The organism is Vibrio sp. 2-1-2a, from assembly GCF_032648565.1.
In the GTDB taxonomy this organism is placed as follows: Bacteria; Pseudomonadota; Gammaproteobacteria; order Enterobacterales; family Vibrionaceae; genus Vibrio; species Vibrio diabolicus.
Genome location: NZ_WBOH01000005.1, coordinates 20,601 through 44,915, shown reverse-complemented (window position 1 = coordinate 44,915; position 24,315 = coordinate 20,601). Strand labels below are relative to the sequence as shown.

23 protein-coding genes are annotated in these 24,315 nt (G+C 44.3%); 10 read left to right on the top strand and 13 right to left on the bottom strand.

Going from position 1 to position 24,315, the window contains the following annotated elements; all coding sequences use genetic code 11:
- Positions 1–29: 29 nt before the first annotated feature.
- Positions 30–530 (bottom strand): GNAT family N-acetyltransferase, encoded by a 501-nt coding sequence (locus F7Y48_RS14600; protein ID WP_046875775.1) that lies wholly within the window; start codon positions 528–530, stop codon positions 30–32.
- 395 nt (positions 531–925) lie between these two features.
- Between F7Y48_RS14600 and napG the strand changes: the two genes are divergently transcribed.
- From napG to F7Y48_RS14580, 4 genes are all read left to right on the top strand, one after another.
- Positions 926–1,696 (top strand): ferredoxin-type protein NapG, encoded by a 771-nt coding sequence (napG, locus tag F7Y48_RS14595; protein WP_015313573.1) that lies wholly within the window; start codon positions 926–928, stop codon positions 1,694–1,696.
- Entirely contained in the window at positions 1,696–2,550 is an 855-nt protein-coding gene (napH, locus tag F7Y48_RS14590) for a quinol dehydrogenase ferredoxin subunit NapH (protein ID WP_258506192.1), read from the top strand. Before napG ends, napH begins: the two co-directional genes overlap by 1 nt.
- Before the next feature lie 202 nt (positions 2,551–2,752).
- Positions 2,753–3,934 carry an MFS transporter gene (locus F7Y48_RS14585; RefSeq protein WP_048625376.1) on the top strand — a complete coding sequence of 394 codons (1,182 nt, stop codon included), beginning with the start codon at positions 2,753–2,755 and terminating at the stop codon, positions 3,932–3,934.
- Positions 3,935–4,135: 201 nt separating this feature from the next.
- Positions 4,136–4,417 carry a YrhK family protein gene (locus tag F7Y48_RS14580; RefSeq protein WP_005394897.1) on the top strand — a complete coding sequence of 94 codons (282 nt, stop codon included), beginning with the start codon at positions 4,136–4,138 and terminating at the stop codon, positions 4,415–4,417.
- A 122-nt stretch (positions 4,418–4,539) separates the two neighbouring features.
- On the opposite strand, the gene F7Y48_RS14575 is transcribed toward F7Y48_RS14580, so the two are convergent.
- The 9 genes from F7Y48_RS14575 to deoD all read right to left on the bottom strand — a co-directional run bounded on the left by F7Y48_RS14575 (position 4,540) and on the right by deoD (position 15,225).
- Complete coding sequence (locus F7Y48_RS14575; protein ID WP_316684916.1) at positions 4,540–5,379, bottom strand: energy-coupling factor transporter transmembrane component T; 840 nt, start codon at positions 5,377–5,379, stop codon at positions 4,540–4,542.
- Positions 5,376–7,115, bottom strand: a complete 1,740-nt coding sequence (locus F7Y48_RS14570; protein WP_316684914.1) for an ABC transporter ATP-binding protein — start codon at positions 7,113–7,115, stop codon at positions 5,376–5,378. Before F7Y48_RS14570 ends, F7Y48_RS14575 begins: the two co-directional genes overlap by 4 nt.
- Positions 7,116–7,121: 6 nt before the next feature.
- On the bottom strand, positions 7,122–7,670 hold the full coding sequence (locus F7Y48_RS14565; protein WP_258506173.1) for an ECF-type riboflavin transporter substrate-binding protein: 549 nt from the start codon (positions 7,668–7,670) through the stop codon (positions 7,122–7,124).
- Positions 7,671–8,007: 337 nt separating this feature from the next.
- Complete coding sequence (locus tag F7Y48_RS14560) at positions 8,008–9,138, bottom strand: HlyD family secretion protein (protein ID WP_316684912.1); 1,131 nt, start codon at positions 9,136–9,138, stop codon at positions 8,008–8,010.
- Positions 9,138–9,518: a DUF3302 domain-containing protein gene (locus tag F7Y48_RS14555; protein WP_006741936.1), complete on the bottom strand. Its 381-nt coding sequence runs from the start codon at positions 9,516–9,518 to the stop codon at positions 9,138–9,140. Before F7Y48_RS14555 ends, F7Y48_RS14560 begins: the two co-directional genes overlap by 1 nt.
- Before the next feature lie 243 nt (positions 9,519–9,761).
- The gene (locus F7Y48_RS14550; protein WP_006741935.1) at positions 9,762–11,345 is read right to left on the bottom strand and encodes a diguanylate cyclase; all 1,584 of its coding nucleotides are present in this window, start codon (positions 11,343–11,345) and stop codon (positions 9,762–9,764) included.
- Complete coding sequence (locus F7Y48_RS14545) at positions 11,329–12,813, bottom strand: tetratricopeptide repeat protein (protein ID WP_047009573.1); 1,485 nt, start codon at positions 12,811–12,813, stop codon at positions 11,329–11,331. Before F7Y48_RS14545 ends, F7Y48_RS14550 begins: the two co-directional genes overlap by 17 nt.
- Positions 12,814–12,973: 160 nt before the next feature.
- Positions 12,974–14,443 (bottom strand): hypothetical protein, encoded by a 1,470-nt coding sequence (locus F7Y48_RS14540; RefSeq protein ID WP_005394913.1) that lies wholly within the window; start codon positions 14,441–14,443, stop codon positions 12,974–12,976.
- A 71-nt stretch (positions 14,444–14,514) separates the two neighbouring features.
- The gene (gene deoD / locus F7Y48_RS14535; RefSeq protein WP_005394915.1) at positions 14,515–15,225 is read right to left on the bottom strand and encodes a purine-nucleoside phosphorylase; all 711 of its coding nucleotides are present in this window, start codon (positions 15,223–15,225) and stop codon (positions 14,515–14,517) included.
- A gap of 397 nt (positions 15,226–15,622) precedes the next feature.
- On the opposite strand from deoD, the gene F7Y48_RS14530 reads away from it, so the two are divergent.
- The 5 genes from F7Y48_RS14530 to F7Y48_RS14510 all read left to right on the top strand — a co-directional run bounded on the left by F7Y48_RS14530 (position 15,623) and on the right by F7Y48_RS14510 (position 20,630).
- Positions 15,623–16,573, top strand: coding sequence for a YbgA family protein (locus F7Y48_RS14530; protein WP_065646347.1), 951 nt, complete (start codon positions 15,623–15,625; stop codon positions 16,571–16,573).
- Positions 16,563–17,366, top strand: a complete 804-nt coding sequence (locus F7Y48_RS14525; RefSeq protein ID WP_047009571.1) for a MerR family transcriptional regulator — start codon at positions 16,563–16,565, stop codon at positions 17,364–17,366. The genes F7Y48_RS14530 and F7Y48_RS14525 overlap by 11 nt, the downstream gene beginning before the upstream one ends.
- A gap of 19 nt (positions 17,367–17,385) precedes the next feature.
- A complete protein-coding gene (gene phrB / locus F7Y48_RS14520; protein WP_316684903.1) occupies positions 17,386–18,801 on the top strand; it encodes a deoxyribodipyrimidine photo-lyase in 1,416 nt (471 codons plus the stop codon).
- A 6-nt stretch (positions 18,802–18,807) separates the two neighbouring features.
- Positions 18,808–19,734: a L,D-transpeptidase family protein gene (locus F7Y48_RS14515; RefSeq protein ID WP_005394922.1), complete on the top strand. Its 927-nt coding sequence runs from the start codon at positions 18,808–18,810 to the stop codon at positions 19,732–19,734.
- Positions 19,735–20,420: 686 nt separating this feature from the next.
- A complete protein-coding gene (locus F7Y48_RS14510; RefSeq protein WP_256894828.1) occupies positions 20,421–20,630 on the top strand; it encodes a hypothetical protein in 210 nt (69 codons plus the stop codon).
- Between the two features lie 84 nt (positions 20,631–20,714).
- Here the strand turns inward: F7Y48_RS14510 and F7Y48_RS14505 are convergent, their stop codons facing one another.
- On the bottom strand, positions 20,715–21,008 hold the full coding sequence (locus F7Y48_RS14505; protein ID WP_316684900.1) for a hypothetical protein: 294 nt from the start codon (positions 21,006–21,008) through the stop codon (positions 20,715–20,717).
- 614 nt (positions 21,009–21,622) lie between these two features.
- On the bottom strand, positions 21,623–22,075 hold the full coding sequence (locus tag F7Y48_RS14500) for an Sbal_3080 family lipoprotein (RefSeq protein ID WP_256899310.1): 453 nt from the start codon (positions 22,073–22,075) through the stop codon (positions 21,623–21,625).
- A gap of 809 nt (positions 22,076–22,884) precedes the next feature.
- Between F7Y48_RS14500 and F7Y48_RS14495 the strand changes: the two genes are divergently transcribed.
- Positions 22,885–23,460 (top strand): hypothetical protein, encoded by a 576-nt coding sequence (locus tag F7Y48_RS14495; protein ID WP_316684898.1) that lies wholly within the window; start codon positions 22,885–22,887, stop codon positions 23,458–23,460.
- Between the two features lie 157 nt (positions 23,461–23,617).
- Here the strand turns inward: F7Y48_RS14495 and F7Y48_RS14490 are convergent, their stop codons facing one another.
- On the bottom strand, positions 23,618–23,872 hold the full coding sequence (locus F7Y48_RS14490) for an Lpp/OprI family alanine-zipper lipoprotein (protein ID WP_005375145.1): 255 nt from the start codon (positions 23,870–23,872) through the stop codon (positions 23,618–23,620).
- Positions 23,873–24,315 lie beyond the last annotated feature (443 nt).

Below are 24,315 nucleotides of genomic sequence, written 5' to 3'. Positions count from 1 at the left end.
AGAAAAACCTCCAATTAGGAGGCTTTGATTTATTTTTTACTTGGCCTGATACGTGCCATGTAATAGGTATTGATGAACTCGCCATCTCGGAAGGAGCCATCAATCGCCTCTCCTTCAATTTCAAAACCATGCTTTTTGTACAGGCCAATCGCGGCCTCGTTGTCGGCATTCACTTCTAACTGGATGCGTCTTACATTCAACCAGTTATCCGCCAACTCGATGATGGTTTCAATTAACTTACTTCCCACGCCTAGGCCGTGAAACTGGTCGTGAACGCCAATACCAAACGCGGCCGTGTGCGCCGTTCTTGGACGCTGTGAGTGATGAAAGCCAATGTTACCCACTACTTTACCATCGATTTCAGCGACGTAGCTGTAAACGCCAGCGGGCATATTTGACAATCGTTCTACCCACATTGCGAGCGAAGGTTTTGGGAGTTGCAGGGTTTCACGTTGTGCTTTTGGTTGTGAATAGATTTCTACGAGTGCCGCTGCGTCTTCAACGGTTGTTGGACGTACGATAATTTCCATGCTTCTCTCCTTCGCTTTTTAGTATTAATTTTCAATCTAACCACAGTTCCTTATTTTGGATAGTATTTTTTGAAGTTTGAGAGGTAAACACCTTTTAAATTAGGTTGTTATAGCGATGTTTTTCTAAATTTTAGTAGTCATTTATCTTTGAATTTAGCGAATAGATTGCAAAGGTGTTGAATTATTGTACTGAAAATGGCGTGCACGGCAGAGTATCGTGGTGAATTTCATGTTGGAGGAAATAAATGGAATGATTCAAACTGTGACGACGGCACTGTACATCAGTTGACTTGAATCAATTGAGGATGGAGTTACCTCTTATGAGGTATGGGGAAGAGGTACGTTTAGCGCTATTTATGCTTAACTTGATAAAGGAGTTTCGTTGAGGAAATAGCATGAAATCCTCTCAGTCTAAAACATCGCAAAGTCGGCGTCGATTTTTGCGTGATACTGTCCGAACTGCGGCAGGCGTTGGCGCAGCGGCGTGTGTGTTGGGCTTACAATCGCTGCAAAGCCAAGCTCGAGAAACTAAAGGTGTGCCTATTCGCCCACCCGGTGCTTTGCCAGAAGGCGATTTCGAATCAGCCTGTATTCGATGTGGCTTGTGTGTTCAAGCATGCCCTTACGACACATTGAAACTCGCGACATTACTTTCTCCTGTAGCCACTGGTTCACCTTACTTTACTGCACGCGATATTCCCTGCGAAATGTGTGAAGACATCCCTTGTGTGGTCGCTTGTCCGAGTGGGGCGCTGGATCCGAAGCTAACCGATATTGATGATGCTCGAATGGGTACAGCGGTTCTTATTGACCATGAAACTTGCCTGAACTGGCAAGGGCTACGATGCGACGTTTGTTATCGCGTTTGTCCGCTGATTGATGAAGCCATCACATTAGAGATGGTTCACAACGATCGAACCGGTTATCACGCCAAACTTATCCCAACAGTGAATTCCGAAGTGTGTACCGGATGTGGCAAGTGCGAACAAGCGTGCGTGTTGGATGTCGCTGCTATTAAAGTCGTCCCGACGGATTTGGCGAAAGGCAAAGTGGGCAGTCACTACAATTTTGGTTGGAAAGAGATCGACAAACCACTCGAAAATATCCTCCCTAGTGAGACGCCTGTACCGGAAGGTGCGCTTGAATCGCTAAAAGGAGGTAAGTAATGGCAAAGAACTTAGCTCAAAATGCTGGAAAAGAAGCGGTTGAAAAGCTTGGCTGGTGGCGCGCGCATCGGTTTTTGATTTTACGCAGACTATGCCAGCTCACCATCATTGCGCTGTTTATGGCTGGGCCGACATTAGGGGCTCTAACTGGTAATCTCTCATCGAGTATGTTGTTCGACACCGTGCCTTTAAGTGACCCGTTGATAGTGCTTCAAGCTTTGGCGACAGGCCATGTTCCGGAGTTTAATGCGCTGTTAGGCGTAGTGATTGTCGTGGTGTTCTACGCGATTTTAGCGCCGCGCGCATTTTGTGCGTGGGTGTGCCCGTTAAATATCGTGACAGATTTGGCGGCTTGGCTGCGCAGAAAGCTCAACATTAAAGCGAGCTACCGTTGGTCTCCTACTATTCGTTATTGGCTGATCCCTGTTTTGATGTTGGGTAGTGCTCTGTCAGGCGCGATTCTTTGGACATGGTTAGATCCAGTGGCGGCACTGCATCGCGGATTGATGTTTGGTATGGGCGCAGGTTGGGTGTTGATCGCCCTGGTGTTCGTACTGGATTTACTTTTGGTTGAGCATGGGTGGTGTGGGCACTTATGTCCACTGGGTGCTACCTATGGCGTGATAGGCCGAAAAAGCTTGTTGCGCGTTACCGCTGTACGCCGCGAAGATTGCACCAAATGCATGGATTGCTTTTACGTCTGCCCAGAACCTGAGGTGCTTCGACAACCATTGAAAGAGGGAGATCGTCGAGTTATGGATCAAAACTGCATTAGTTGTGGCCGCTGTTTGGATGTGTGTCCAGAACATGTGTTTGAATTTAAGAATCGTCTAACAGTAAAGAATATCGATTAAGTTACGAGCCTCATCACTGGCGTTTTACCTATTTCTCTCGATATTACAACATCGCGCTTAGCCAAGGAATTGAGTGCGATGTTTATCTTCATAACAATATCCCTATGCAATATCTGCTTGGTTTGGGTTGAAAATAATAATGATATTGCGAATTTGTTACATTTGAAGCTATGATGATGCCTTCATATTTAAAGGAAACATCATGACTACCTCATCGCAAGGCTGGAGAACGCCGCAAAATTTCCTCCTATTAATTTCCATTATCGTGCCCATTGCTTTTTCTACCTGGATGGCGTTGTTGAACAACTTTGTTATCGAGAAAGCGAACTTTGATGGCGCTGATATCGGTTTACTTCAAAGTGTTAGGGAAGTACCTGGCTTTCTAGCTTTCACTGCGGTATTCGTTTTACTTTTTATCCGTGAACAACGCTTTATGCTCGTCTCTTTGGCGATGCTTACGCTTGGTACGGCATTAACAGGTTATTTTCCCACTTTATACGGTCTACTTTTTACCACCTTGTTAATGTCCACCGGTTTCCACTACTTTGAAACACTAAAGCAGTCTTTGTCTTTACAATGGCTATCGAAAGAAGAAGCCCCGGAAATGTTGGGTAAATTTATTTCTGTTGGGGCTTTGGCTTCTCTGTTTACCTACGGTGTGATTTGGGTTTCGCTCGAACAGCTCAAACTTGATTTTAAAACGGTCTACTTAATGGCTGGTGGCCTAGGTTTTGTGCTTATTTTGGTGATGGCATTCGCTTTCCCTCAATTTAAAACAAAAGTGCCTCAAAACAAGAAACTCATTCTGCGTAAACGTTACTGGTTGTACTATGCGCTCACGTTTATGAGTGGTGCTCGCCGTCAGATTTTCACTGTTTTCGCTGGCTTCTTGATGGTAGAGAAGTTTGGCTACTCTGCCGCAGACATTACCTTGCTGTTTTTGATCAACTATGTCTTTAACTTCTTGTTTGCGAAGCGAATCGGCCGCTTCATCGGCGTTGTTGGTGAGCGTAAAGCGCTGATGTTTGAGTACGTCGGTTTGATCTTCGTATTCGTCGGTTATGGTTTGGTGCAAACCGCGGAGTGGGCTGCTGCATTGTATGTTGTCGACCATTTGTTCTTCGCGCTAGCGCTTGCTATCAAAACCTACTTCCAAAAAATTGCCGATCCTGCCGATATGGCGTCGACCGCTGGGGTTGCGTTTACTATTAACCATATTGCGGCGGTTGTGATACCCGTTACGTTTGGTGTGATTTGGCTGGTTTCTCCTGCTAGCGTATTTTACATCGGTGCAGGTATGGCGGCTGTGAGCTTACTGCTGTCACTCAATATTCCAGCGAAGCCAGAAGAGGGCAATGAGACCCGCTTATTAAAGTGGAGCTAAGTTGGTACTTACTATCTAGTAATAGAATTTAATTACTGTTAATAGCTTCATTGAATTGGGTGCTTAGGCACCCCTTTCTTTATCCTCATGTTGTTTCTTCTATGGTTGTACATATCTATTGGGTCCGTTAGGGTTTTATACCTAAGTATGTTGAAATTGCTCGGGTACAACATGAGTCGAAACGCTAAGGAGGGTTTTACAGTGCAGGTACATGGCAGGGAGTTGGATTTAGATCTAGGAAACCGTCACGTCGTTATTCAACGTCGCTATGAGGCGTTAGGTGCTGCCAACGATCTGCTCATAGCTATTTGGTTTTTAATTGGTAGCTTTTTCTTTTTGAATGATTCGTTGATTGAAAGCGGGACTTGGCTGTTCATCGTAGGCAGCGCGCAGTTGATCATTAAGCCCCTGATAAAACTGATGAGTTTAGTTCATGTTGGTCGCTTAAATAAGCAACTTTCTGGCACATCAACGAGCCGCTGAGATTACACGCCTATTTTGAACCTGCAAGCAAGAGGCTAATGAGCGGGTTATCGAGGGGAAAGAGGGAAACATAACGTGGTCACAACACTAACCACGTTATGTTCAGTTTGAAGCTTCAGAATTTAAAACGGATACCAGAACAGTTGTGTGTCCATAACACGCTTGCTGATCGCAGCAATCACTATCACCGCAATCACCGCCATACAGATCATATCGGCTTTGGTCAGTGGTTTTAAGCTGTACCAAGTGCGAGATGAGTGACGGCCAAAACCACGCAGTGTCATCGCGTTTGAGATTTGGTCGGCTCTGTCCAAACTAGAGAAAATAAGAGGGCCAAGAACCTTCGCCACGTTCTTCATACGAGTGAACAACGGAGCCTTCTTACTCAGTTCTACTCCGCGTGCTTGTTGCGCGTGCATGATGTTAACAAAGTCCTTTTTCACTTCCGGCAAGTAGCGCAGCGTTAAGCTCACGGCATAGGCGATTTTGTAAGGCACACCCAAGCGGTTCAAGCTGGCTGAAAACTCCGTCGGGTGAGTGGTAAATACAAACACTAACGCGATTGGGAACATGCTGAAGTATTTCAACGTCACTGTTACTAGATAAAACAACGTCTCTTGAGTGAGCGAGTAATTACCGGCTAATGAGAGTAAAACCGTTGATGAGCCCATGAACTCAGTACCTTGTTGCGGTGCTAACGCGAACATAAACAGGGCATTGATCAGTAATACCGTGCCAGTACCGAATAATAGCGGTTTGTAGACATGAAATGGCACTTTGGTCATTTTCAATAAGCCCAAACCAAGCACGATCAACAGTGCAATGATTCGCAAGTCAAACGTGGTCAACACCACCGTTACCCAAGCAATGAAAAGCAAGAACTTAGTAATGCCATTCAACTTATGAAGTGGCGATTGGGTATCGATGTAGTTGATACCAAACTTCATCTTATTGTCTTTCATGCCACCGCTTTCTCTGGTTGGTTTACTTCGCTGCTTTTTTGTTGGCGGTGCGCTTTTTCTACATTGATAAAATGCTGCATAAAGCCATTGGTGTCTTCGATGCCAACTTTCGTAGCCAACTCAAACAGACTTGTTGTGGTGAGGTTTGCTTGGTCTAGTAGCTCTGGACTGCTGAATACCTGCGTCATTGGTGCATCCGCGACTAATTTACTGTCTGCAATCACGATAGAGCGTGTGGTGTATTCCAGCACTAAATGCATGTCGTGGGAGATGATCATCACGGTTACGCCCAACTCGCGATTGAGCTTTTCGATGAAACTCAGCATAGACGTGTAGTTCCGGTAGTCCTGACCTGCCGTCGGTTCATCAAGGATCAGAAGCTCTGGTTCCAAGACCAAAATTGACGCAATGGTTACGCGCTTTTTCTGGCCGTAGCTCAATGCTTCGATTGGCCAGTGACGGTATTTGCTCAAACCGCACAGCTCAAGGACTTCAAGTACTTTAGCTTCGATTTGTTTCTCCTCAATGCCACGATTACGGAGGCCGAAGGCCACTTCGTCGAAAATCATGTGATGGGAAATCATGTGATTCGGGTTTTGCATCACCACGCTCACTTTCTGGCTGCGCTCGAAGATGGTCAGTTCGTTAAGATCTTGACCATTCATGCTCATTGAGCCGCTATCCGCTTCAATAACGCCCATAATCAGTTTGGTGATGGTCGATTTACCCGAGCCATTTTTACCAAGTACAGAGACAAACTCGCCACGCTTGATGTCAAAACTCACGTCTTCTAACGCGTTTTTCTCACCGTCGTAAGAATAGGTGAGGCCACAGACTTCAAGTAAAGTCTCGGCTGGTGTTTTAGGTCGTTGTGCTGTTGAACCATCAAACCATGCTTGTACTGCTGGTTTATATTGCTCTAACGGTAATGTGGTTAAGCTAGAAGGTTTTGCATCGCCCTCAATCGCGCAGCCTGCTTCTTTCAGAGCTGAAATATAAAGCGGTTCGCGGATGCCGTAATCTTCTAGCAGAGGCGACGCTAAAATTGCATCTGGTGTTGTATCGGCAATGATTTCGCCGCTTTCCATCAAGATAATACGGTCAACTGAGCGATGCAGAACGTCCTCAAGACGATGCTCAATGATTACGATGGTTTTGCCCGTTTCGCGGTGTAGATCATCGATGATCTCGATGGTTTTTTTACCCGTTTTAGGGTCAAGCGCAGCTAGTGGTTCATCAAACAAAAGGATATCGACGTCATCGACGAGAATGCCCGCCAAAGAAACACGCTGTTTCTGTCCGCCAGATAAATCGTGGGGAGAGCGATCTAACATCTGTTCCAAGTCGACCATTTTGGCCGTGGCTTTGACCAATGGGTACATGTCGATGTTAGAAGTTAGCTGGTTTTCCAGCGCAAATGCGATGTCTTCGCCAATGCTCAAGCCGACAAATTGGCTGTCCGTATCTTGCAGTACGGTGCCAACTTGTTCAGTGTATTGGTGCATGTCGAAAGGGGCGGTGTCTTGACCATTGATGGTCAATGTTCCACTGGTTTCCCCTTTGATTGCGTGTGGGATCAGTCCGTTAAGACATTGCCCAAGGGTAGATTTACCACTACCACTTGGACCGATAATGACGATTTTCTCTCCTTTCTCTATCCTTAGATTGATATTTTTTAGCGTCGGTTTGTCCAGCGACTCATATCTAAAAGAGAAGTTAGAAAATTCGATTGTCATTCGACATTAAGCCTCTGTTAAGTTACGGCTTTGCTTGTTACGTTTAGCGACAGACTTAAGAATGAAGAAGCCAACAATAGCAATAAGAATGGTGTTACCGATCGCGATAATAGAAAGCTGGGTAAACACTTTAGTGAACGGTTCTGCGTATAAAATCGTGTCGAGGAATGCAGAGCAACCGTAACCAAATACGTTGCCTAATAGCGCAAGTACTACGAATAACGCGAAGTCTTTCATATTGAAATCGCCTTTCTCTAAACGGTAGCGCGTTAGAGAAGGGAATAGACCAATAATCAAACCAACAATACCTGAACCAAGTACCCAAGTGAGCCATACGCCCCAACCTGCGAATAGGTCAGTGACCCAGTGGCCAATAAAACCAACCAAAAAGCCAACAAGTGGGCCAAATAGTACTGAGAACAATGCTAATACTGCCATGACTGGTTTTAGCGTTGTGTTTGCAAACACAGGGATGCCAAACATAGGTAGGCCACCGATGCCGTAAAGAGCAGCACCGATTGCAATAACCACAACGGTTTTAGCAGAAAGATTCATAGATAACCTCAGTTCAATGGTCGATTTTAAAGAACGTTCATTTATATTGTTGGAAAGCACTGGTTATTTGATTGTGTAACATATATACAAAACAACCAAGTTGCTTATTGTTTGCTCTATTTTTCTTCAGGAAATGTGTGATTTGATTCACGTATCCCTTTGACTGGCTTTGTTTTTTAGCAAGCATTAAAAATAAGGCGCGCATTATACAGAATATTGATAAAAGTGGGAATGCTATCTGTCTGGATGGCTAGAATGAAATCGGAGGCTGATTGTCAGCCCCCGATTACACTTTATGATGCTATTTTTGCCGATAAATGAATGAGCTAGCAGTTCATTAATGGTCTAGGTACAAATAGTTCTGCCAGCTCTTCATGCGAATCAGCACTTTGCGCATCACTGACACGTGAGTAAAGCTGTCTGAATAAACGGCGACTTCAACCGCGGTACCCATTGGCAGGTGGTATTCGCTCAAATCGTCCGTGATTTTCAGCTTCGTAAATACACGTCCGCTTGTGCGCAGGGCATCGGTACCAAGCAGAGCACCTCTGGCTTGAATTTGGCTTTCACCAATAGCTGGAATCACGTCGATGACTTCGCCACGGAATACCTTGCCCGGTATCGCACGGAACATAAACTCCGCTTCAAAGCCTGCCTTCAAACGTTGTAGCGAGTTTTGTCTGAACGCCGCGGTGTACGTAATGTCTTCGGTATGCACGAAGGTCATTGCAGGGGCAAGCGGCAACGGCACAGCCATCACACCAGGGCGCAAAGCCAATTGCGTAACGTAACCATCGGTTGGCGCACGAACGACGGTTTGCTCAAGGTTGAACTCTGCTTTACGTAGCTCAGCGAGTAGTTGCGCGACTTGGGTATTCTCACCGCCGATTTCCGACTCTAATGCGATCTGTGCTTGCTCTTGCTGCAAAATGGCGACGTCTAGCATGGCTTCTGCCGCTTTGTACGCTTGGCGTCGAGTATCTAAATCTTGTTCCGTAAACGCGCCGCGATCAAAGCCCCTTTGATATCGGCTAAATTCTCTTTGTGCTTTATCTCTATCGGCTTGCGCTTTCAAAACCGCCGCTTCTGCTTCTCTCAAGTCAGACTCTAAACCCAACGCGCCTTGGTTTGCTTCTTTCACTTTCGCTTCAAGGCGTGCGACTTCCGCTTCAAAAGGCACAGGGTCGATTTTGAAAAGAATATCGCCGGTTTTGAGCGGTTGGTTCGCTTGAACGGGCACTTCCACAACGCGGCCACGTACACCAGAGACGATAGGCGTAGTTGGGAACACTTGGTTACCTAACTGAGTAAATGGGTGGTTGTAGTTCATAAGAAGGACGAGTGTGCCCACCAACACTACGCCGCCAAGTACGGCTGTAGGTACGGTCCATTTGTTCAAAGGAATATTAAAGACTTTAAAAATGGCGATACAAAGGGCTGTGTAAGTCAGAATCAGCAATAAATCCATTATTCGTCCTCTTTACTTTGTTCAGTCAAAGGCCTTTGCTGAATCTTTTGTTGTTTCAACATCGATACTTCGTTTTTGAGTTCGTTGACTTCGTCGATGAGCTCTTCAAGACGGTGATGAATGTCGTGCGTTTCTTGCTCAAGTTGTTTGAAGCCCCAGCCTCGCTCCTTGCGCCACAATGTTGCCCATATCCATAAAAATGGCCACAGTGCATGTAAAGTGAAAAGGCTAACCCAGCCTGCGTAATGAATTGCGTCTTGATGAGGGTGTTCGCGTTCTTTAGCAATTTCATACGGAATATCATGAATAACGATAATCCCGTAGAAGATCACTAAAGCAACGAAGATGAGTAACCCAAGTGCAAAATAGTCTAGAAACATCTTACCTGCCTGTGCTTGTTACCTAATGGAAAATCTTACGTAAATGAACAGTTTAAGTATTTGTCTTAACTATCGTTCAATCAAGTTATTTTGTACTTGAATTATGTTTATGCGATATCCGTATCGATTGCTATTCGGGGACAATAAGAAGTGAAGGCGACTATATTCAAACTAAGTAGTACTAAAGGAAGGAATAGAGAATAAAAGCCACGGTTATGCCCCAAGTGAAGGTTGGGGCATGGTTTAAAGTTCGGTACAGACTTGGTTTCGGCCATTGGCTTTGGCGCGGTACAAGGCTTTGTCGGCGCGGTAGAAGGTACGTTGGGTATTCTCTCCTTCTCGATGTAAGGTAATCCCGATCGATACGGTCAACCCCCGCTCGCCAAGAATATCGTCCCAACCATATTGATAAATGCGTTCGCGGTAATTCTCGGCATGCATTTCTGCCCGTTCTAGATTGCTATTCTCTAGAATGACAAGAAACTCTTCACCGCCAAAGCGAACGCAAGAAGCGCCTTTAAATTTGAAGTATCCTGCTAATTCTTGAGACACACGTTTAATCGCTTTGTCTCCAACAAGGTGACTGAGCTCGTCATTGATGGACTTAAAGTGGTCAATATCGATGACCATCAACGCAAATTCAGTATCGTGCAAAAGCAGGTCTTTGAGTTTGACTTCTAACCAACGTCGGTTGTGCAAAGAGGTTAGCGGGTCAGTAAAGACATCTTGCTGTAGTTGAGCGACCGTATTCTTATGTTGTTTGGTGGTTTCCTTGAGTTCTTTGTTTTCAAGTTCTGACAAAATGAGTTTGAGCTGTAGCTCAAAACGAGAAAGTCGACGTAATTGAGTAGAACCCAATTCACCAATGGGAATGTGTTTGACTAGGTCAGATTCAATGCGAAACGCCTTTTTTTCACAGTTTAATGCTTTCTGAAATAACCCTTGAGAAGCGTAAACTTGACTCATTGCGTTGTAAAAATGCTGAGCGACAAGAGGAGACGAGTGCTTCTGAATTCGTTTACCGATAGAGTCCAGCACTAAGTTGGCTAAAGAGATGTGTCCGACACCGTTTAGACAATATGCGGTCTCGATTTTGACCATCGTGGATAACCAGTACGTGGTAGCACTGCCCGTCGTATACTGAACATTAGAGATAGCAAGCAATGCGTTAGGGTAATCCTCTTGCAAACGATGCAGTTTGGCTCGGTAGAGATGAATTTGCGCAGCAAGGTTTTTATCACTGACGAGGATACTTAGCTCTTCACACTCACTCAATAATTCTTGTGCGTCTGCGGTACGGTTCAAACTGATGTAACAGGCAAGCATGTAAAGTTTGTAGCGCAGACGTAGGGAGCGACTGCTAATGGCGTGATCGATCGCATCGATTTTTTGGTAATAACGCAAGGCGCGATGGTGATCCCCATAGGCATCGCACAAATTGCCCATTCCAATAATAGCCAGTACGTACTCATCAATATAGCCATATTCGACGGCGATATTCGTTGCAGCGACATACTCGGTTAATGCTGCGTTGTAGTCACCTACTTCTACTAAACGATCACTCAAGCTTGCTTTTACAGACAGAATATCTTCTACATCGTCGGGTAAAACGAGCAACTCAAGGGCTTGTCGTAGTTCTTCGATGCTGTCGTTGAGCTGTTTAATTTCTCGTCGATACTCGGCACTAATGATATAGCAATGTGCTTTTTCTCGGTTCGTGGATGCAATATGTAACCCGATGTGCTCCCACAGCGTAATCGCTTCTTCACCAGAGACGGAAGAAGGATCGATGCCTGCGTCAGTAACCTTGCTAAGCAGTTGTTCCATGCTTCATTACCTCAATATAGCTTTCTTCGAGTTGCTCTAAAGTGAATGGGAAGGTCAGGATATCTTGCAAATACAGTATCGGTTTGGGACCTTTTAGCCCGCGACGTTTCCATGGATAGATGTCTAACATTGCCTGAACCGTACGATAGACATCTTCTGCTGCTTGACCTTTCTCTGCAATTAACATAGCTAGTCTGTCACTGGAAATTCGTGAGATGAGATCACTTGAGGTCGTCAATGCATGAACTAGCTCAGTACAAACATCGAGAAATTCGGGGTTTGCATGCTGAATCATAATGATCGCGTGGTTGGAGCGTTTGAGCTCTGTTTTAAACAGAACTAACTGTTCCCACCAGTAGGTCTCGGACACAACATTAGAAAACTGTTTTTCAGGGTCATACTCATGTTGAGAACGGATTCGATTAATCAGCTTACGCGCTCGTTGCTCTAGCTGGCGTTTGGAGCCGCGTGCTTTATCCATACTGACTCGATGAGTCTGTTCTTTGAGCATTTTAAGTGCATGTTTACGGTATTTTTTAAACGCGTTAAACGCCGATTCAAAATCACCTTGCTCTTCAGCGACTCGAGATTGCTGAAAGCAGATCTGACTTAGTAGCTCGCCGTTGTCAAAACTAAGCGCGGACTCTTCTGCTGCGAGTAGTAACTTTGCTGCACTATCCGTATTTTTGCGCAAGAGTTCGAGCCTTGCGCGGCTAATAAACGAGTGTGCCTTCATCCAAATGAGATCATGTTCAATAGCGAGTTTATGGGCCTTTTGTGTGGCTTCTTCTGCGGCATCAAGGCGTTCTAGCCCAAGTAGCGCTAGGCCTTTAAAGTCCCAGATCTCGGCTTGCCATGTGCTGTCATCATGATCTTTTAGTACTTCGGTTGCACCATCCAGCACAGTTAGCATTTCGACAAACTTATTCAGTAAGTAATAGTCCCAAGCCAACAGGATACGAGCTTTGCCTTCCAACCAAGCAATACGGACGTTGTTTGCCACTTTAACGGCCAACTCATGAGTGGAAGCGGCAAGTTGATGCTCATTTGTGATGCGCCATACGTTGCCAAGCCCAATTAGAGATTCGATTTGAATTTCAATATCATCAACGAGGGCGGATTGTTCGAGTGCATTAATCCAATATTGTTGGGCTGAGTAATACTTTGCTTGTCCCCAATATTGAAGAGCAAATAAATGAAGAATTTCGGGCAGGTGGTCGTCGGTTTCAAGTTGAGTTTGCTTGCTATAGGCGTCTTTGACTAGCTTTAAGCCTTGTCGGTAATCCATTAGGCACCAACAGCACTGCGCCATTATCAACAATGCTCTGATTTCACCATCCACAAATAAAATTTGCTCCGCGCGGATACGGTATTGCTGCGCAATACTGAAGGTGTGTTCAGGGGCCGTTTTTATTTGGCCTTTAAGCTTTTTGAGCTCATCTTCTAGCTGAATTTGGTTTTTATCCAACGTTCACATCCATGACTATCGAACTGGAATTCACACCTAATATTAAGTGGTTAGATGCATGTTTTATTACCAAAACGATGCGGATAACGCTTTGGTAAACGATTAGGTGCCGTAATGTATACTGTCACAGCCCCTAATTACTACATCTAAATACCAATAGTTACGATAGGAGCTGTTTGATGGTCAAAGGAGCATCAGTGACTTCTAGCCTTTGTGCGGCGGTAAGGCCCTGCTTATCCTGATAGCACAAATTATGCCAAGCTCTGAATATATCTAAAAGAGGTAAAATTCCAGCAGGTCGTAATTTGCGACGTGGCTCGTTAATGAAGCTTTCGAAAAGGATCTGGAAGCGATTTTGATAGAACTGCACATGGCGAGTTGTTGCAACGTTAAACCATTTCTCGGGCTCATTTCTATCACCTGCAAGGTAGCAAATGCCTTTGTGGCTTTCGTCTTGAGTGGAGATCGCCCAGCGATCTCGCCACCAGCTCATATAGGCGATATCGACCTTGCCAAAAGGTGTGCTCATGTCCCAATTTGCATCTTCTTCTACGTACATCAAGTCGACATTTTTCTCTTTAATTCGAGACAAACAAACGCTCAGTGCTGCCGAACGTAGTAGGGGATCTTGAGGCATATATAGAGATACACGTTTGTTGGGGCAACACATATCAAGTACATGCAGGTAATGAGCGTATGATGTGTAAGGCGGACGAACTAATGCACCTTTAGATGGGTAATGGAATACGGAAAGATTACCAAGAGGATCTTCCACGTTACCGCGAGCCAAAATGGTTTGGTATTTTTGGTCAATACGCTCACGCAGGAGGTTCGAAGGTTCCGCTGGCGGTTCACTTGCTTCCGCTGTGTACTCTTGGGAAACAAAACGAGAGACCTCGTCGTACGGGTTATGGTCTAGCGTGGCGATTGGCTCTTCATCAGCAGAATAGTTCACATGTTGACAAAGAATATAGCCAGAGTGGGCTTCACCAGAAACAATCCAGTAGACACCATTATTGCTGTTTGGCTGCAACGCAACATAATTTGAGGCCAATTCATAGTGCGTTGCGTGGTTTACCCAACGAGCATCAATAGTGGCTAATTTACGGCGACAGCGACTCGCAATATGATCAACATGATCGTAAAAGGTTTTCGGGTTGATACTGAGTTTTCGGCAGATCTCGCGCACAGAGTAACCAGTAAACAATAAGCCCATTAAATTCTCTTGGAATTGTAGCTTCTTGTTCGCGCCTGACCATTTATCAACAAAGGTACTTTGACACGCTTTACAACGGTAACGTTGACGATCGCCGCTGTAACCGAAAGCGTGGTAGAGGTGTTTATGTGTGTGGACGGATAGTCCAAAGTTCTCGCAATCATCATTGCGGCACGCAGGCAACCCGTCACTGTGGACGTGTCGCAGGCGATGAAGTTCGTTAACTACATCGCGATTGTTAAGTAAGGGGGGGAAAGCTCCACATTCACGGCATACCATCGCCGGACGTTTAGGGTTAGCATGTTGCAGAACGTAACGCTTTGCATCACTCAATCCAAAGTTGTCACACGCCAATGTTTTACAAAAGTTGAGTTGTAACCCATCTGCGTCTTTTGGCAGTTCGCCGTTAGACACAATCGCCCCCTCGGGATAATTCGGGCAGCCAGCAATAACTCTGGCTGCAAATTATTACTTACTACTTGTTCTTAGATGTTGATTGCGGTTTCTAGCGCAACTTTCATCATGTCGTTGAACGACTTTTGACGCTCTTCTGAGCTTAGTTTTTCGCCACGGATGATGTGGTCAGAAACCGTTAGGATAGTTAACGCCTTCGCACCTAGGTCTGCAGCAACACCGTAGATACCAGCCGCTTCCATGTCTACACCTAGGATGCCTAGTTTTTCCATCTTCTCGAAGATGTCAGCTTCTGGTGTGTAGAACAGGTCTGCAGAGAATACGTTACCAACTTTCACTGGTACTTGTTGAGCACGCGCTTGGTTTACCGCTTCTTCTAGAAGGCCGTAGTCAGCGATTGCAGCGAAGTCGTGGTTGTTGAAACGGATACGGTTTACTTTAGAGTCTGTAGAAGCACCCATACCGATAACAACGTCCATTAGGTTAACGTCGTCACGTACCGCACCACAGCTACCTACACGGATTACGTTTTTCACGCCGTATTCTGCGATTAGCTCGTGTACGTAGATACAGCAAGAAGGGATACCCATGCCGTGACCCATAACAGACACTTTTTTGCCTTTGTAAGTGCCAGTAAAGCCGAACATGTTACGAACGTCACAAACTTGCTTCACATCTTCAAGAAACGTTTCTGCGATGTATTTAGCACGTAAAGGGTCGCCTGGCATTAGAACCGTTTCAGCGAAATCACCTGGTTGTGCATTGATGTGTGGGGTTGCCATAAGTGCTCTCCAAAGTTTTGTTTTGATAAAACGCCTCTAGTATAGAACGCTATTACCAATTCTGTTGAACTTGTTCGTTTTCGTTGAAGCAATAATATCGGGACGTACAGTAGCCCCTTGAGAGCTTAGTCACAAAAACCACGCTTTTAGAAACCATGAACATCATTGATAACTAAATCTGTTGAAAGCAAAAGAGCAATCGATTCGCTTTTGAGCGATTTGTCGATTGCGCGCACAAAATGGACTCTGAGAACATCAAAAACTTTTGAGAAAGCGCTGATCGAAATGCTCTTGAGAAGAGTAAAACGATTAAATTGTACAATTTATTTTCTTGTACAATCTGAAAAGCCTTGCTATAAGTTATACAACAAAACATTTTGTATAGGGATGCGTCATCATGGAATCTTCAATCAAAGTAGGTATCAGTTCTTGTGTTTTGGGTGAACGAGTTCGTTTTGACTCTGGTCATAAAGTAAGTAACTTTGTGACTAAAGAGCTCAGCCCATATTTTGACTTTGTTTCGGTATGTCCCGAAGTGGGCGTCGGAATGCCAGTGCCGCGACCAACAATTCGTTTGATTTCCGAAGAAGAGCGTGTGGCGCTGGTAGAAACTAAAAATCCAGAAAATGACCATACCGATAATATGCTTGCTTACTCTGCTAACAAAGTGGAGGAACTACAAAGCGAGCAACTTTGCGGTTACATCGTCTGCGCCAAGTCTCCAACTTGCGGTATGGAGCGCGTCAAGGTTTATAGCAAAAATAACGCAGCGAAAGAGGGCGTCGGCTTGTACACACAAACGCTGATGAAAAAAATGCCTTGGTTGCCCGTCGAGGAGGATGGTCGACTCAACGATCCTGTATTAAAAGAAAACTTTATTACCCGAGTATTTTGCCTGAACGACTTTTATGACTCGATGGACGGAGAGCCAACTCGAGGCAAAATTATCGATTTTCATTCGCGCTATAAGTTGACCTTGATGGCGCATCACCCTGAGTCATACCGCTCTCTTGGTCGTTTAGTTGCCGATGTCGCTAGCTATGAAATCGAAGAATTCTATCGAGAGTATCGCTTAGGTCTTATGAAGGCACTTGCGAATCGTGCTAGCCGAAAAAACAACACTAACGTACTAATGCATTTACAAGGGTATTTTAAGCGCGCTTTAACTAAAGACGAAAAAGAAGAATTAGCAACAGTAATTCATGACTACCGCACTGGTACATTGCCATTATTAGCACCGTTGACATTGATTAAGCACTACTTAAACACTTACCCAGATGAGTATTTAGCAAAACAGAAGTTTTTAGAACCGTATCCGCAGGAGATGAGATTACGCTATGGTTTGTAGTTCAGAAGAAAAACTATACGCGATCCGAGATGTCGCAGAAATCACGGGTGTGAAGCCAGTTACGCTGAGAGCTTGGCAGAGAAGATACAATTTGATCCAGCCTCAGCGAACAGAAAAAGGGCACAGACTTTATCGACAGCAAGATCTCGATACGATTCGTGAAGTCCAGAGTTGGCTCGCGAAGGGGATTGCAATCGGTAAAGTAAAGGGACTTTTGGGAAAAAGTGCTGACGTAGAAGTCAACAATGAAGTTCGTACTCTCGAAGAAGTAGAGACCATGTTATCAGCACTTTCGAAACTGAATCGAGGCAAAGCGGAGAGCTTACTTGCCTCTGTTCTCAAAGAGTATCCATTGAACTTGGTTATTGAACAATTTATCGACCCTGTATTTGACGCGCTGGAGATGGTTAAAGGATCGCTGAGATCGTTGCAGATGGGGTTATTTCAAACTTGTTTGATCACTCGTCTTGCCCTTGTTATCGACTCTGAAAACAAAGCCGCTTCCAAAGGGAAGTGCTTGCTTATCAGCTTTGAACAACATAGGGAAGCAGAGAGCTGGATTCAAGCAGCGAAGTTGTGTGAGCAAGGGTATCACACGACGTTGATCGACAAAGTTGATGATGTCTCTGGTTTACTGGAGCACGAAGTTGTTGATAGCTACTCGCTCATTTACCTGTTTTCCAATAAAGCGCTGGCAGCTAAGCAAGTGGAGTCCATCAAAATGCTTCAAACACGTTTTGGCGAACGTATTGGATGTTCTGAAGTGATTGAGAAACTGCACCTAACAGAGTAGACGAAACGAAGGAGACACCATGATCTTAGTATGGTTTCGACGTGATTTACGAACGTTAGACCACACCGCACTTAAAGCGGCGTTAGATTCAGGTCAGCCTGTTGTCGCTTGTTTTATCGCGACGCCAGAGCAGTGGCGAGAACACCACATGGCGCCGATGCAGGCGGATCTCATTGCTCGTCGTTTAGAGTATCTCAACGACGAGTTGGAAAGCCTGAATGTGCCTTTTTTATATAAAGAGGTGCCGTCGTTTTCTGATTGTACCGAAGTGATTAGTGAATGGGCGAAAACACTTGAAGCAACGTCTATTATGGCGAATATTCAATATGAAGTGAATGAACGAGAGCTCGATGCACAAGTGAGTGAGGCGCTAGCTTCCCATGATATCGATTTTGAACTGTTTCACGACAAATGTGTGCACCCACCAACGACGGTTCTCAATAAGCAAGGTGAGTATTTTAAGGTATTTACACCATTCAAACGTGCTTGGTTGACGCAGTTTCAAATGCCAACGGTAACAAAGCCTCACGAACAAGTGCCGCTAAGCAGCAAACTATTGGAACAATTAGAGCCGATTCGATTTAGTTCAGACTTCACGTTTAGCTATCCTCGAGAGTCCAGCGAGAATTGGTTTGCTTCGACCAATGATGTTTTAAAGCAGCTTAGGGAATTTGCTCGTGAGCGCAGTGATGCTTACAAGGAAGATCGAGACTTTCCGGCTATTGATGGCACCAGTCAACTGTCTCCCTATCTTGCGATTGGTGCATTGTCACCAAGGCAATGTATTGCTCGCTTGTATGCTGAAAACCAACAAAATGACCTAACAGAAGGAAAAGCAACTTGGTTGAGTGAGATCATTTGGCGTGAGTTTTATCAGCATCTGTTGGTTTTCGAACCAAAGCTCGTTAAAGGCAAAGGCTTTATCGACTGGGAGGATAAAATTCAGTGGTCTTATGATGAGCAAGCTTTTGAGCGATGGAAGGCTGGAGCGACAGGGTACCCGATCGTCGATGCAGCAATGCGTCAGCTCAACCAAACAGGCTGGATGCATAACAGGCTTCGCATGGTTGTCGCGAGCTTTCTCACCAAAGATTTACACATTGACTGGCGTTGGGGCGAAGCGTACTTCATGAGTAAGCTGGTGGACGGTGATTTCGCAGCAAACAATGGTGGTTGGCAGTGGTCTGCATCGACGGGTTGTGATGGGCAGCCGTACTTCCGTATTTTCAACCCGATAAGCCAAGGTGAGAAATTTGACTCTGATGGCCAATTCGTGCGCCACTGGGTGCCTGAAATCAAAAGTGTGCCAAACAAATACATCCATAAACCTTGGACTTGGGAGGGATTTTCTTTACTGGAATATCACAAGCCGATGGTTGATCACAAGACAGAAAGAGAGATAACCTTACGGCTCTTTAAAAGTGCCAAGGAATAAAGTGAAATGCTTAGCAAAAAGCGATCAATGAGTTTCGCAAAACGTACGCTGTTATCTGTATCGTTATCTTTAGCGAGTGGTTTGTCATTCGCAAAAATGTACGAGCTACCAGAGGATGGCAGTCGTTTAATTGGTCGCCTTGAAAACCACGTCGTGCAAGAAGGCGAAACCATGGCAAATATTGCCAAGCACTACGATGTCGGGATGCTAGGTTTAATGGCGGCAAATAAAGGCGTGGATCCCTTCTTGCCAGAAGAGGGACACGTTCTTACTATTCCAACACAACTGATCCTCCCAGATGTACCCCACAAAGGCATCGTCATCAATTTAGCGGAATTGCGCTTATACTACTTCCCGAAAGGGGAAGATATTGTGCATGTATTCCCCGTGGGAATCGGGCGAATTGGGCGAGACACCCCGGTGATGACAACGCGTATTAGCCAAAAGCGTCCAAACCCTACGTGGACGCCGCCAGCCTCGATTCGTGCCGAGTACAAAGCGAAGGGCATTGACTTGCCAACCGTTGTACCTGCCGGTCCAGACAACCCGCTTGGCATGTTTGCATTGCGTTTAGCCTACGGAAATGGTGAATACCTTATTCACGGTACCAACAAAGACTTTGGCATCGGTATGCGCGTCAGCGCGGGTTGCATTCGTATGGACCCGAGCGACATTGAATGGTTGTTTGAAAAAGTTCGTAACGGTGAAGAAGTGAATATCATTAACCAACCAGTGAAAGTATCACTAGAGCCGGACAGAAGTGTATTTTTAGAGGCACATGAGCCATTGACCCGCAGCAATGGTGAGAAAGATCACCTACAGGTGCCAAAAGAGTTAAAGTGGTGGCTGGATGAGTTCGGACTGAAAAATGTGAAGGCTAAAGCAGCTATTGCCGCACAGAATGGGGTTCCTGTCGAAATAACCGCGCCTTAACAGGCGTTAAGACGCGGTATCAAATCTTACTTAGTTTAATGCGTAGAGCACTCTACAATCCAGTAAAATTAACACTTAATAACTAATTTCAATACCTTAAAAACAATCCCTTTAGTATGTCTCACCGTCGACCGAGCTGCACAACCATGTATTAGAGGTGGAATCGGTTCGCTTCACGGTCAATGATACGGTTCAGAAAAACATCGTCAGTGAGTTGAGTCAGCTGCTCGGGGAATTACGAATAGCTGAGCGAAGTGAGCATCCTCTAGAGTTGGGAGAACTCTCAGCGCGTTGGTAGCAAGACGGCAGCACGACATCAGAAATACTCAAAGGGTCTTACTTTTGGAGTAATGATACATTTTTGGGGTATGACCAAAATTCGTGATTTGTTGTAGTTTCCCGTCAAGCAAGTCGACCCGATGAGCTGTAGCGAAAAAGTGTTAAACTTGATGGAGTGGGACGCGAATATTATTCAGTTCTCTGGGGAACTGAAGCGATGTTTCGCAAGCGTGTAAAGTAAGCCTTTTAGAATGCGAAAGATGCTGGCTGTCAGCAAGGTTTTACCAAGACCTTTGAGCGGTTCGACGTTAAAGCTCTTGCACAAAATGAGCGATTACCAGGCCGAGACTGGTAAATTAGTAGGATAAGAAGGAATTTGCCACTGCTTAGTCATTTAGTGCACCATTATGGCAGAACGTGTCGGTGGCGCAAAGCATGTAAATGTAAAGCAATTGTCTTTGATTCACTCTCAAGCTTACACCACTGATTCAAAAGAGTGGACTAAAGCCGTGGAGCTGAGCAGCGAGTGCTTCATTAAAAGGCTGTGGTTTGGTGCTGGCTACGGCGATGAATTTAGTGTTAACCAGATATGCCGAAGTGATCGTGACCTCAGGTAGTTTTATAGGAGTATACAAAATCACAGTAAGAGGGTACAGGCGCATATATAACTTCAAGAATCGTCAAATGGGTCCAAGGTTTGTTTAATCTCGATCTGTCTGTGCTATTGGTCCTTCTTGTAAGTTTTCAGCTAAGCCCATTTGACCGAGCGTAAACAAAGCATTGCCTATTTCGTCTAAAGTTTCATTTCCTTTTCTTTCAGGGAAGTCGTTCGCTTGGTTAAGACTTTCAGGCTCAATAATATTTTTACAAGCTACACTAGCACAACCTTGTTCATCTGCGTCAAAAAATTGAATATTTAGACCTTCGTTTGCCGCGCTTCCTGCGGAATAAATACTTACTAAGATTAAAACAGGACTGAGAAGCCGATTTTTCATTTTCTACTTTAACAATTGATTGACGACACTGCTCACACATAATTATTGCTAAGATAAGAAATACGAGTGCGTCGGTAATATTGGGTGTCTTCTTGTCGTAGGGGCATGTGTGGTGCAATTAATACGGTTTATATACCTGATTTCACCAGAGTCAAAGAAGGTAATTCTCTTGTCTGATACCTCTGTAATTATATACGCCATTTAAAGCTACTAATATAGTATTTTTAGGGACGGATAAGAAACTTGCATTGATGTCCCAAACTCATCGAGACTTACTTCTCCACGCCCTTTGAAAGGCATTTCACGTTCTATATTTAGAGATTTGACATTACTCATCACCTCCCCTATGACATTGATATTCAATCCTTCAGTGGATCATTCTAGATAAATTTTTAGTGCTATCTAAATAGGAAATAATGTCATCAAACATACTTGAGAGTTTTCCATACTTAACTTGTTAATGATTGGGACTGAATTTCTAATGCTATAGACTCCGCACAACCCATCTAGTGTCCCTTGCTTGAAGGTCTCATATTCTATCCTTACACATGCGTACCAATGAGAAATCAACGCGTGCTCTAGTGTATACGACGCTCGACTAGTTTGGTGTAAAGCTACATTTCGCCTGATTTAATTTTGAACTGAGCTTCACTGACCGTTTTTTTCCCAAATAACAAATCCATCATAGTGATTATTCGTTTATTGTCATTTCCCCATTTGTTGGTATTGGCACTGTTTGGTGCTTTGAACTCGACTTGACCAACTTTATCGTTATTTTTATATGCATTAACTTGGGCATCTGCAATAAACGTTCTAAAGTCCCAGCTCCAGCGAGATACATAAGTAAGTGTCAGTTCAGAGCTTTTAGGAGGAGTTCCAGTGCTCACAACAGTGCATTTATGAGCTGTATCCAAACACCATTCTTGCATTGAATCTAAGAAAATGTCTCGCGTTGCGTCGTCTCTTATAATAGTAATTTCTGTGCTTTGGAATTGTTCAGAGATTGCTTCTGCTGTATATTTCGGAGCAGCGCACGCTGCCAAAAGAACAGGTGAGCTAAGAATGATTAGTTTTTATACATTTTAAGTACCTTTTTATAAACCTAGAAGTCTACATAAATTTCTTTTATCTGCATAACTCCTGCAGCTTTAAGGTGTGAGCGACTCCAGTATCTCCGTAAACCAATATCCCCTTAAACACGAGACATAAAAATTAAAATCAAGTGCAATATCTGACCAAAAGACTATCAGTGATTAGCTTACCTTCGACTTCGGAGGATTCCCTAAGTAAGTTTAACGATACTCTTTGAAGTAATGCTTTTCCATTTCATTTGCTCCCTCAACCGGGATATCCAAGCCTCATACCACCGTAGTGTTGATAATATACCCATAGAAAACACCACTTGAGTCAGTTGTTTGCAGATTTGGAAGCGTATTAAGACGATAGCAAAGACAAGTCTCGTTACGAACTGATACAGGAAAAGAATTATCCTACTATTACGCTTGGTAAGCAACTTGTATGCTGTTGCAGATCCGTAGCCGAACCATGCAGAGTAACATATCATCATGGGCAATGATCGTGTTAGGGTTATGAATAACGCCTGTTTGCAAGGTACTGGCATTAATGATTTAATTTATGTTATTTGGCAGCTACGTTAGAAAGCCTGCAAGGGGCATTACACCACGCCCAAAAAACCGACGCATTCGTGCATACATGGCGACAACTATCAGAGATGAATTGTAGTAGGTTAGCTGTCATTCGCAAAAATTAAAGCGCATTTAGAGCGAGACTTGTGAGTATCAAATCTCAGCTAAAGTATGGTTCTCATCCTCCCCCAAATTCTTATGAAGAAAGTTCCATCTTGGAAGCCAGCTTAATGAGTATATATCAGGTAAGAAACCTCAATCGTTACTTTAAAGTTCTTGAGCATGATCCGTTTCAAAGGGCCATTGATGCGGGCGATGATGCCCTGTTGGATAGGATTTTCAATGAGCCAGTAAGAGCACAAGGGTTGGCTGATGTTTGGGTAGAAGAGAGTGTTGAATTTACCGCTCACTACAAGACGTCGGTAAAAATCCCGGACATATCCGTTTGGGGTGCGAGCTTGGTGCTAACGCCTCGAGCGGTCGAAGTGTTAAAGCCATACATTGAATCAGATGGTGAGTTTTTACCTATCGTGATTGATGGCGAGAAGTTTCAAGTTTTCAATGTCATGAGTTTTGGCGAAGAAGACAAGGAACACACGAAACACGAATACATTGATAAGCATCCGGTTGGCTTGGAGTCGCTTAAGTTTGTTGAGTCTAGCGTTGCAGATAAGTACGTTTTTAAGTCATTGATGGAAGGGTGTGAGTTGTTGTATTGCGATGACAAGCTAAAGAACTTGTGTAATGAACATGACTTGCGTGGTGTTGAATTCGATTTAGATCTATTGGATATATTCGGCTACTAATCAACGGTTTTAGCGTGACTCACCATTTAGTGCTTCACATAGCCTGGTCACATAAGTGATAGCAACAATAAAACAAAATGGCGACATAGTACATGTCGCCATTTTTGTTTTTAATGGCAACTAACTGATAGTTAATGACATTTTTATCTTGTTTGTCTTACTTAGTGTAAGACTGAGCGATGTTATCGATACGCTCGTTAGCACGCTCAGCTTCTTCTTGAGCAGCCATTGCTGCTGCACCTGATTTTTGAACGTCAGATTGAAGAGCTTGTACGTCTTGGCTTAGTTGGCTAACTTGGTTGCTTAGTTCGTCTAGTTTTGCTGCATTTGCTGTTGCTGCGTCATCAGAAGAAGCACAACCTGCTAGTAGAAGTACTGAAGTTGCTGCAGCTGCGATCAACGTTTTGTTCATATAAGAACTCCTTGCTTATAGTGAAAGTCTCGCCACCAACTATTATTTTATACAGTAGCGAGGTTAAATGTGGATACATTTTATCAGTACATGATGTAGCAAAAGTCAAAAAAACCCAAGAATTTCATGGAGTACCTGACGTCAACTTTTACCTGAGCTTAACAAAGGTGAGTGAATTATCATCTCCCTTATTCCCACAACAGTTCTCATAGCAGGTGTTTTTGCCACGTTCCTGATATCAATAATTTAGACGATATTGACACAAATGAAAGTTTCTCGGCGCAAATAACTGCCATTTACGCAGTTTTATTGGAGAACGAGAGGCGCACCTTGAGCTTGCTTTTCTCTAAATCTTAAGCAAAGCAGCTGACCAACAAAGCCAGGGTATGTTCTTAATTGAGCCGCAAAGGATGTTTTGTTTTCATCCGTGGGAATTAGTTTGT

Excerpts from the sequence above, each read along its gene's own strand:
- F7Y48_RS14600 (WP_046875775.1), bottom strand. The coding sequence starts at position 530 with ATGGAAATTATCGTACGTCCAACAACCGTTGAAGACGCAGCGGCACTC.
- napG (WP_015313573.1), top strand. The coding sequence starts at position 926 with ATGAAATCCTCTCAGTCTAAAACATCGCAAAGTCGGCGTCGATTTTTG.
- napH (WP_258506192.1), top strand. The coding sequence starts at position 1,696 with ATGGCAAAGAACTTAGCTCAAAATGCTGGAAAAGAAGCGGTTGAAAAG.
- F7Y48_RS14585 (WP_048625376.1), top strand. The coding sequence starts at position 2,753 with ATGACTACCTCATCGCAAGGCTGGAGAACGCCGCAAAATTTCCTCCTA.
- F7Y48_RS14575 (WP_316684916.1), bottom strand. The coding sequence starts at position 5,379 with ATGAAAGACAATAAGATGAAGTTTGGTATCAACTACATCGATACCCAA.
- F7Y48_RS14570 (WP_316684914.1), bottom strand. The coding sequence starts at position 7,115 with ATGACAATCGAATTTTCTAACTTCTCTTTTAGATATGAGTCGCTGGAC.
- F7Y48_RS14565 (WP_258506173.1), bottom strand. The coding sequence starts at position 7,670 with ATGAATCTTTCTGCTAAAACCGTTGTGGTTATTGCAATCGGTGCTGCT.
- F7Y48_RS14560 (WP_316684912.1), bottom strand. The coding sequence starts at position 9,138 with ATGGATTTATTGCTGATTCTGACTTACACAGCCCTTTGTATCGCCATT.
- F7Y48_RS14555 (WP_006741936.1), bottom strand. The coding sequence starts at position 9,518 with ATGTTTCTAGACTATTTTGCACTTGGGTTACTCATCTTCGTTGCTTTA.
- F7Y48_RS14550 (WP_006741935.1), bottom strand. The coding sequence starts at position 11,345 with ATGGAACAACTGCTTAGCAAGGTTACTGACGCAGGCATCGATCCTTCT.
- deoD (WP_005394915.1), bottom strand. The coding sequence starts at position 15,225 with ATGGCAACCCCACACATCAATGCACAACCAGGTGATTTCGCTGAAACG.
- F7Y48_RS14530 (WP_065646347.1), top strand. The coding sequence starts at position 15,623 with ATGGAATCTTCAATCAAAGTAGGTATCAGTTCTTGTGTTTTGGGTGAA.
- F7Y48_RS14525 (WP_047009571.1), top strand. The coding sequence starts at position 16,563 with ATGGTTTGTAGTTCAGAAGAAAAACTATACGCGATCCGAGATGTCGCA.
- phrB (WP_316684903.1), top strand. The coding sequence starts at position 17,386 with ATGATCTTAGTATGGTTTCGACGTGATTTACGAACGTTAGACCACACC.
- F7Y48_RS14515 (WP_005394922.1), top strand. The coding sequence starts at position 18,808 with ATGCTTAGCAAAAAGCGATCAATGAGTTTCGCAAAACGTACGCTGTTA.
- F7Y48_RS14510 (WP_256894828.1), top strand. The coding sequence starts at position 20,421 with ATGGCAGAACGTGTCGGTGGCGCAAAGCATGTAAATGTAAAGCAATTG.
- F7Y48_RS14505 (WP_316684900.1), bottom strand. The coding sequence starts at position 21,008 with ATGAAAAATCGGCTTCTCAGTCCTGTTTTAATCTTAGTAAGTATTTAT.
- F7Y48_RS14495 (WP_316684898.1), top strand. The coding sequence starts at position 22,885 with ATGAGTATATATCAGGTAAGAAACCTCAATCGTTACTTTAAAGTTCTT.
- F7Y48_RS14490 (WP_005375145.1), bottom strand. The coding sequence starts at position 23,872 with ATGAACAAAACGTTGATCGCAGCTGCAGCAACTTCAGTACTTCTACTA.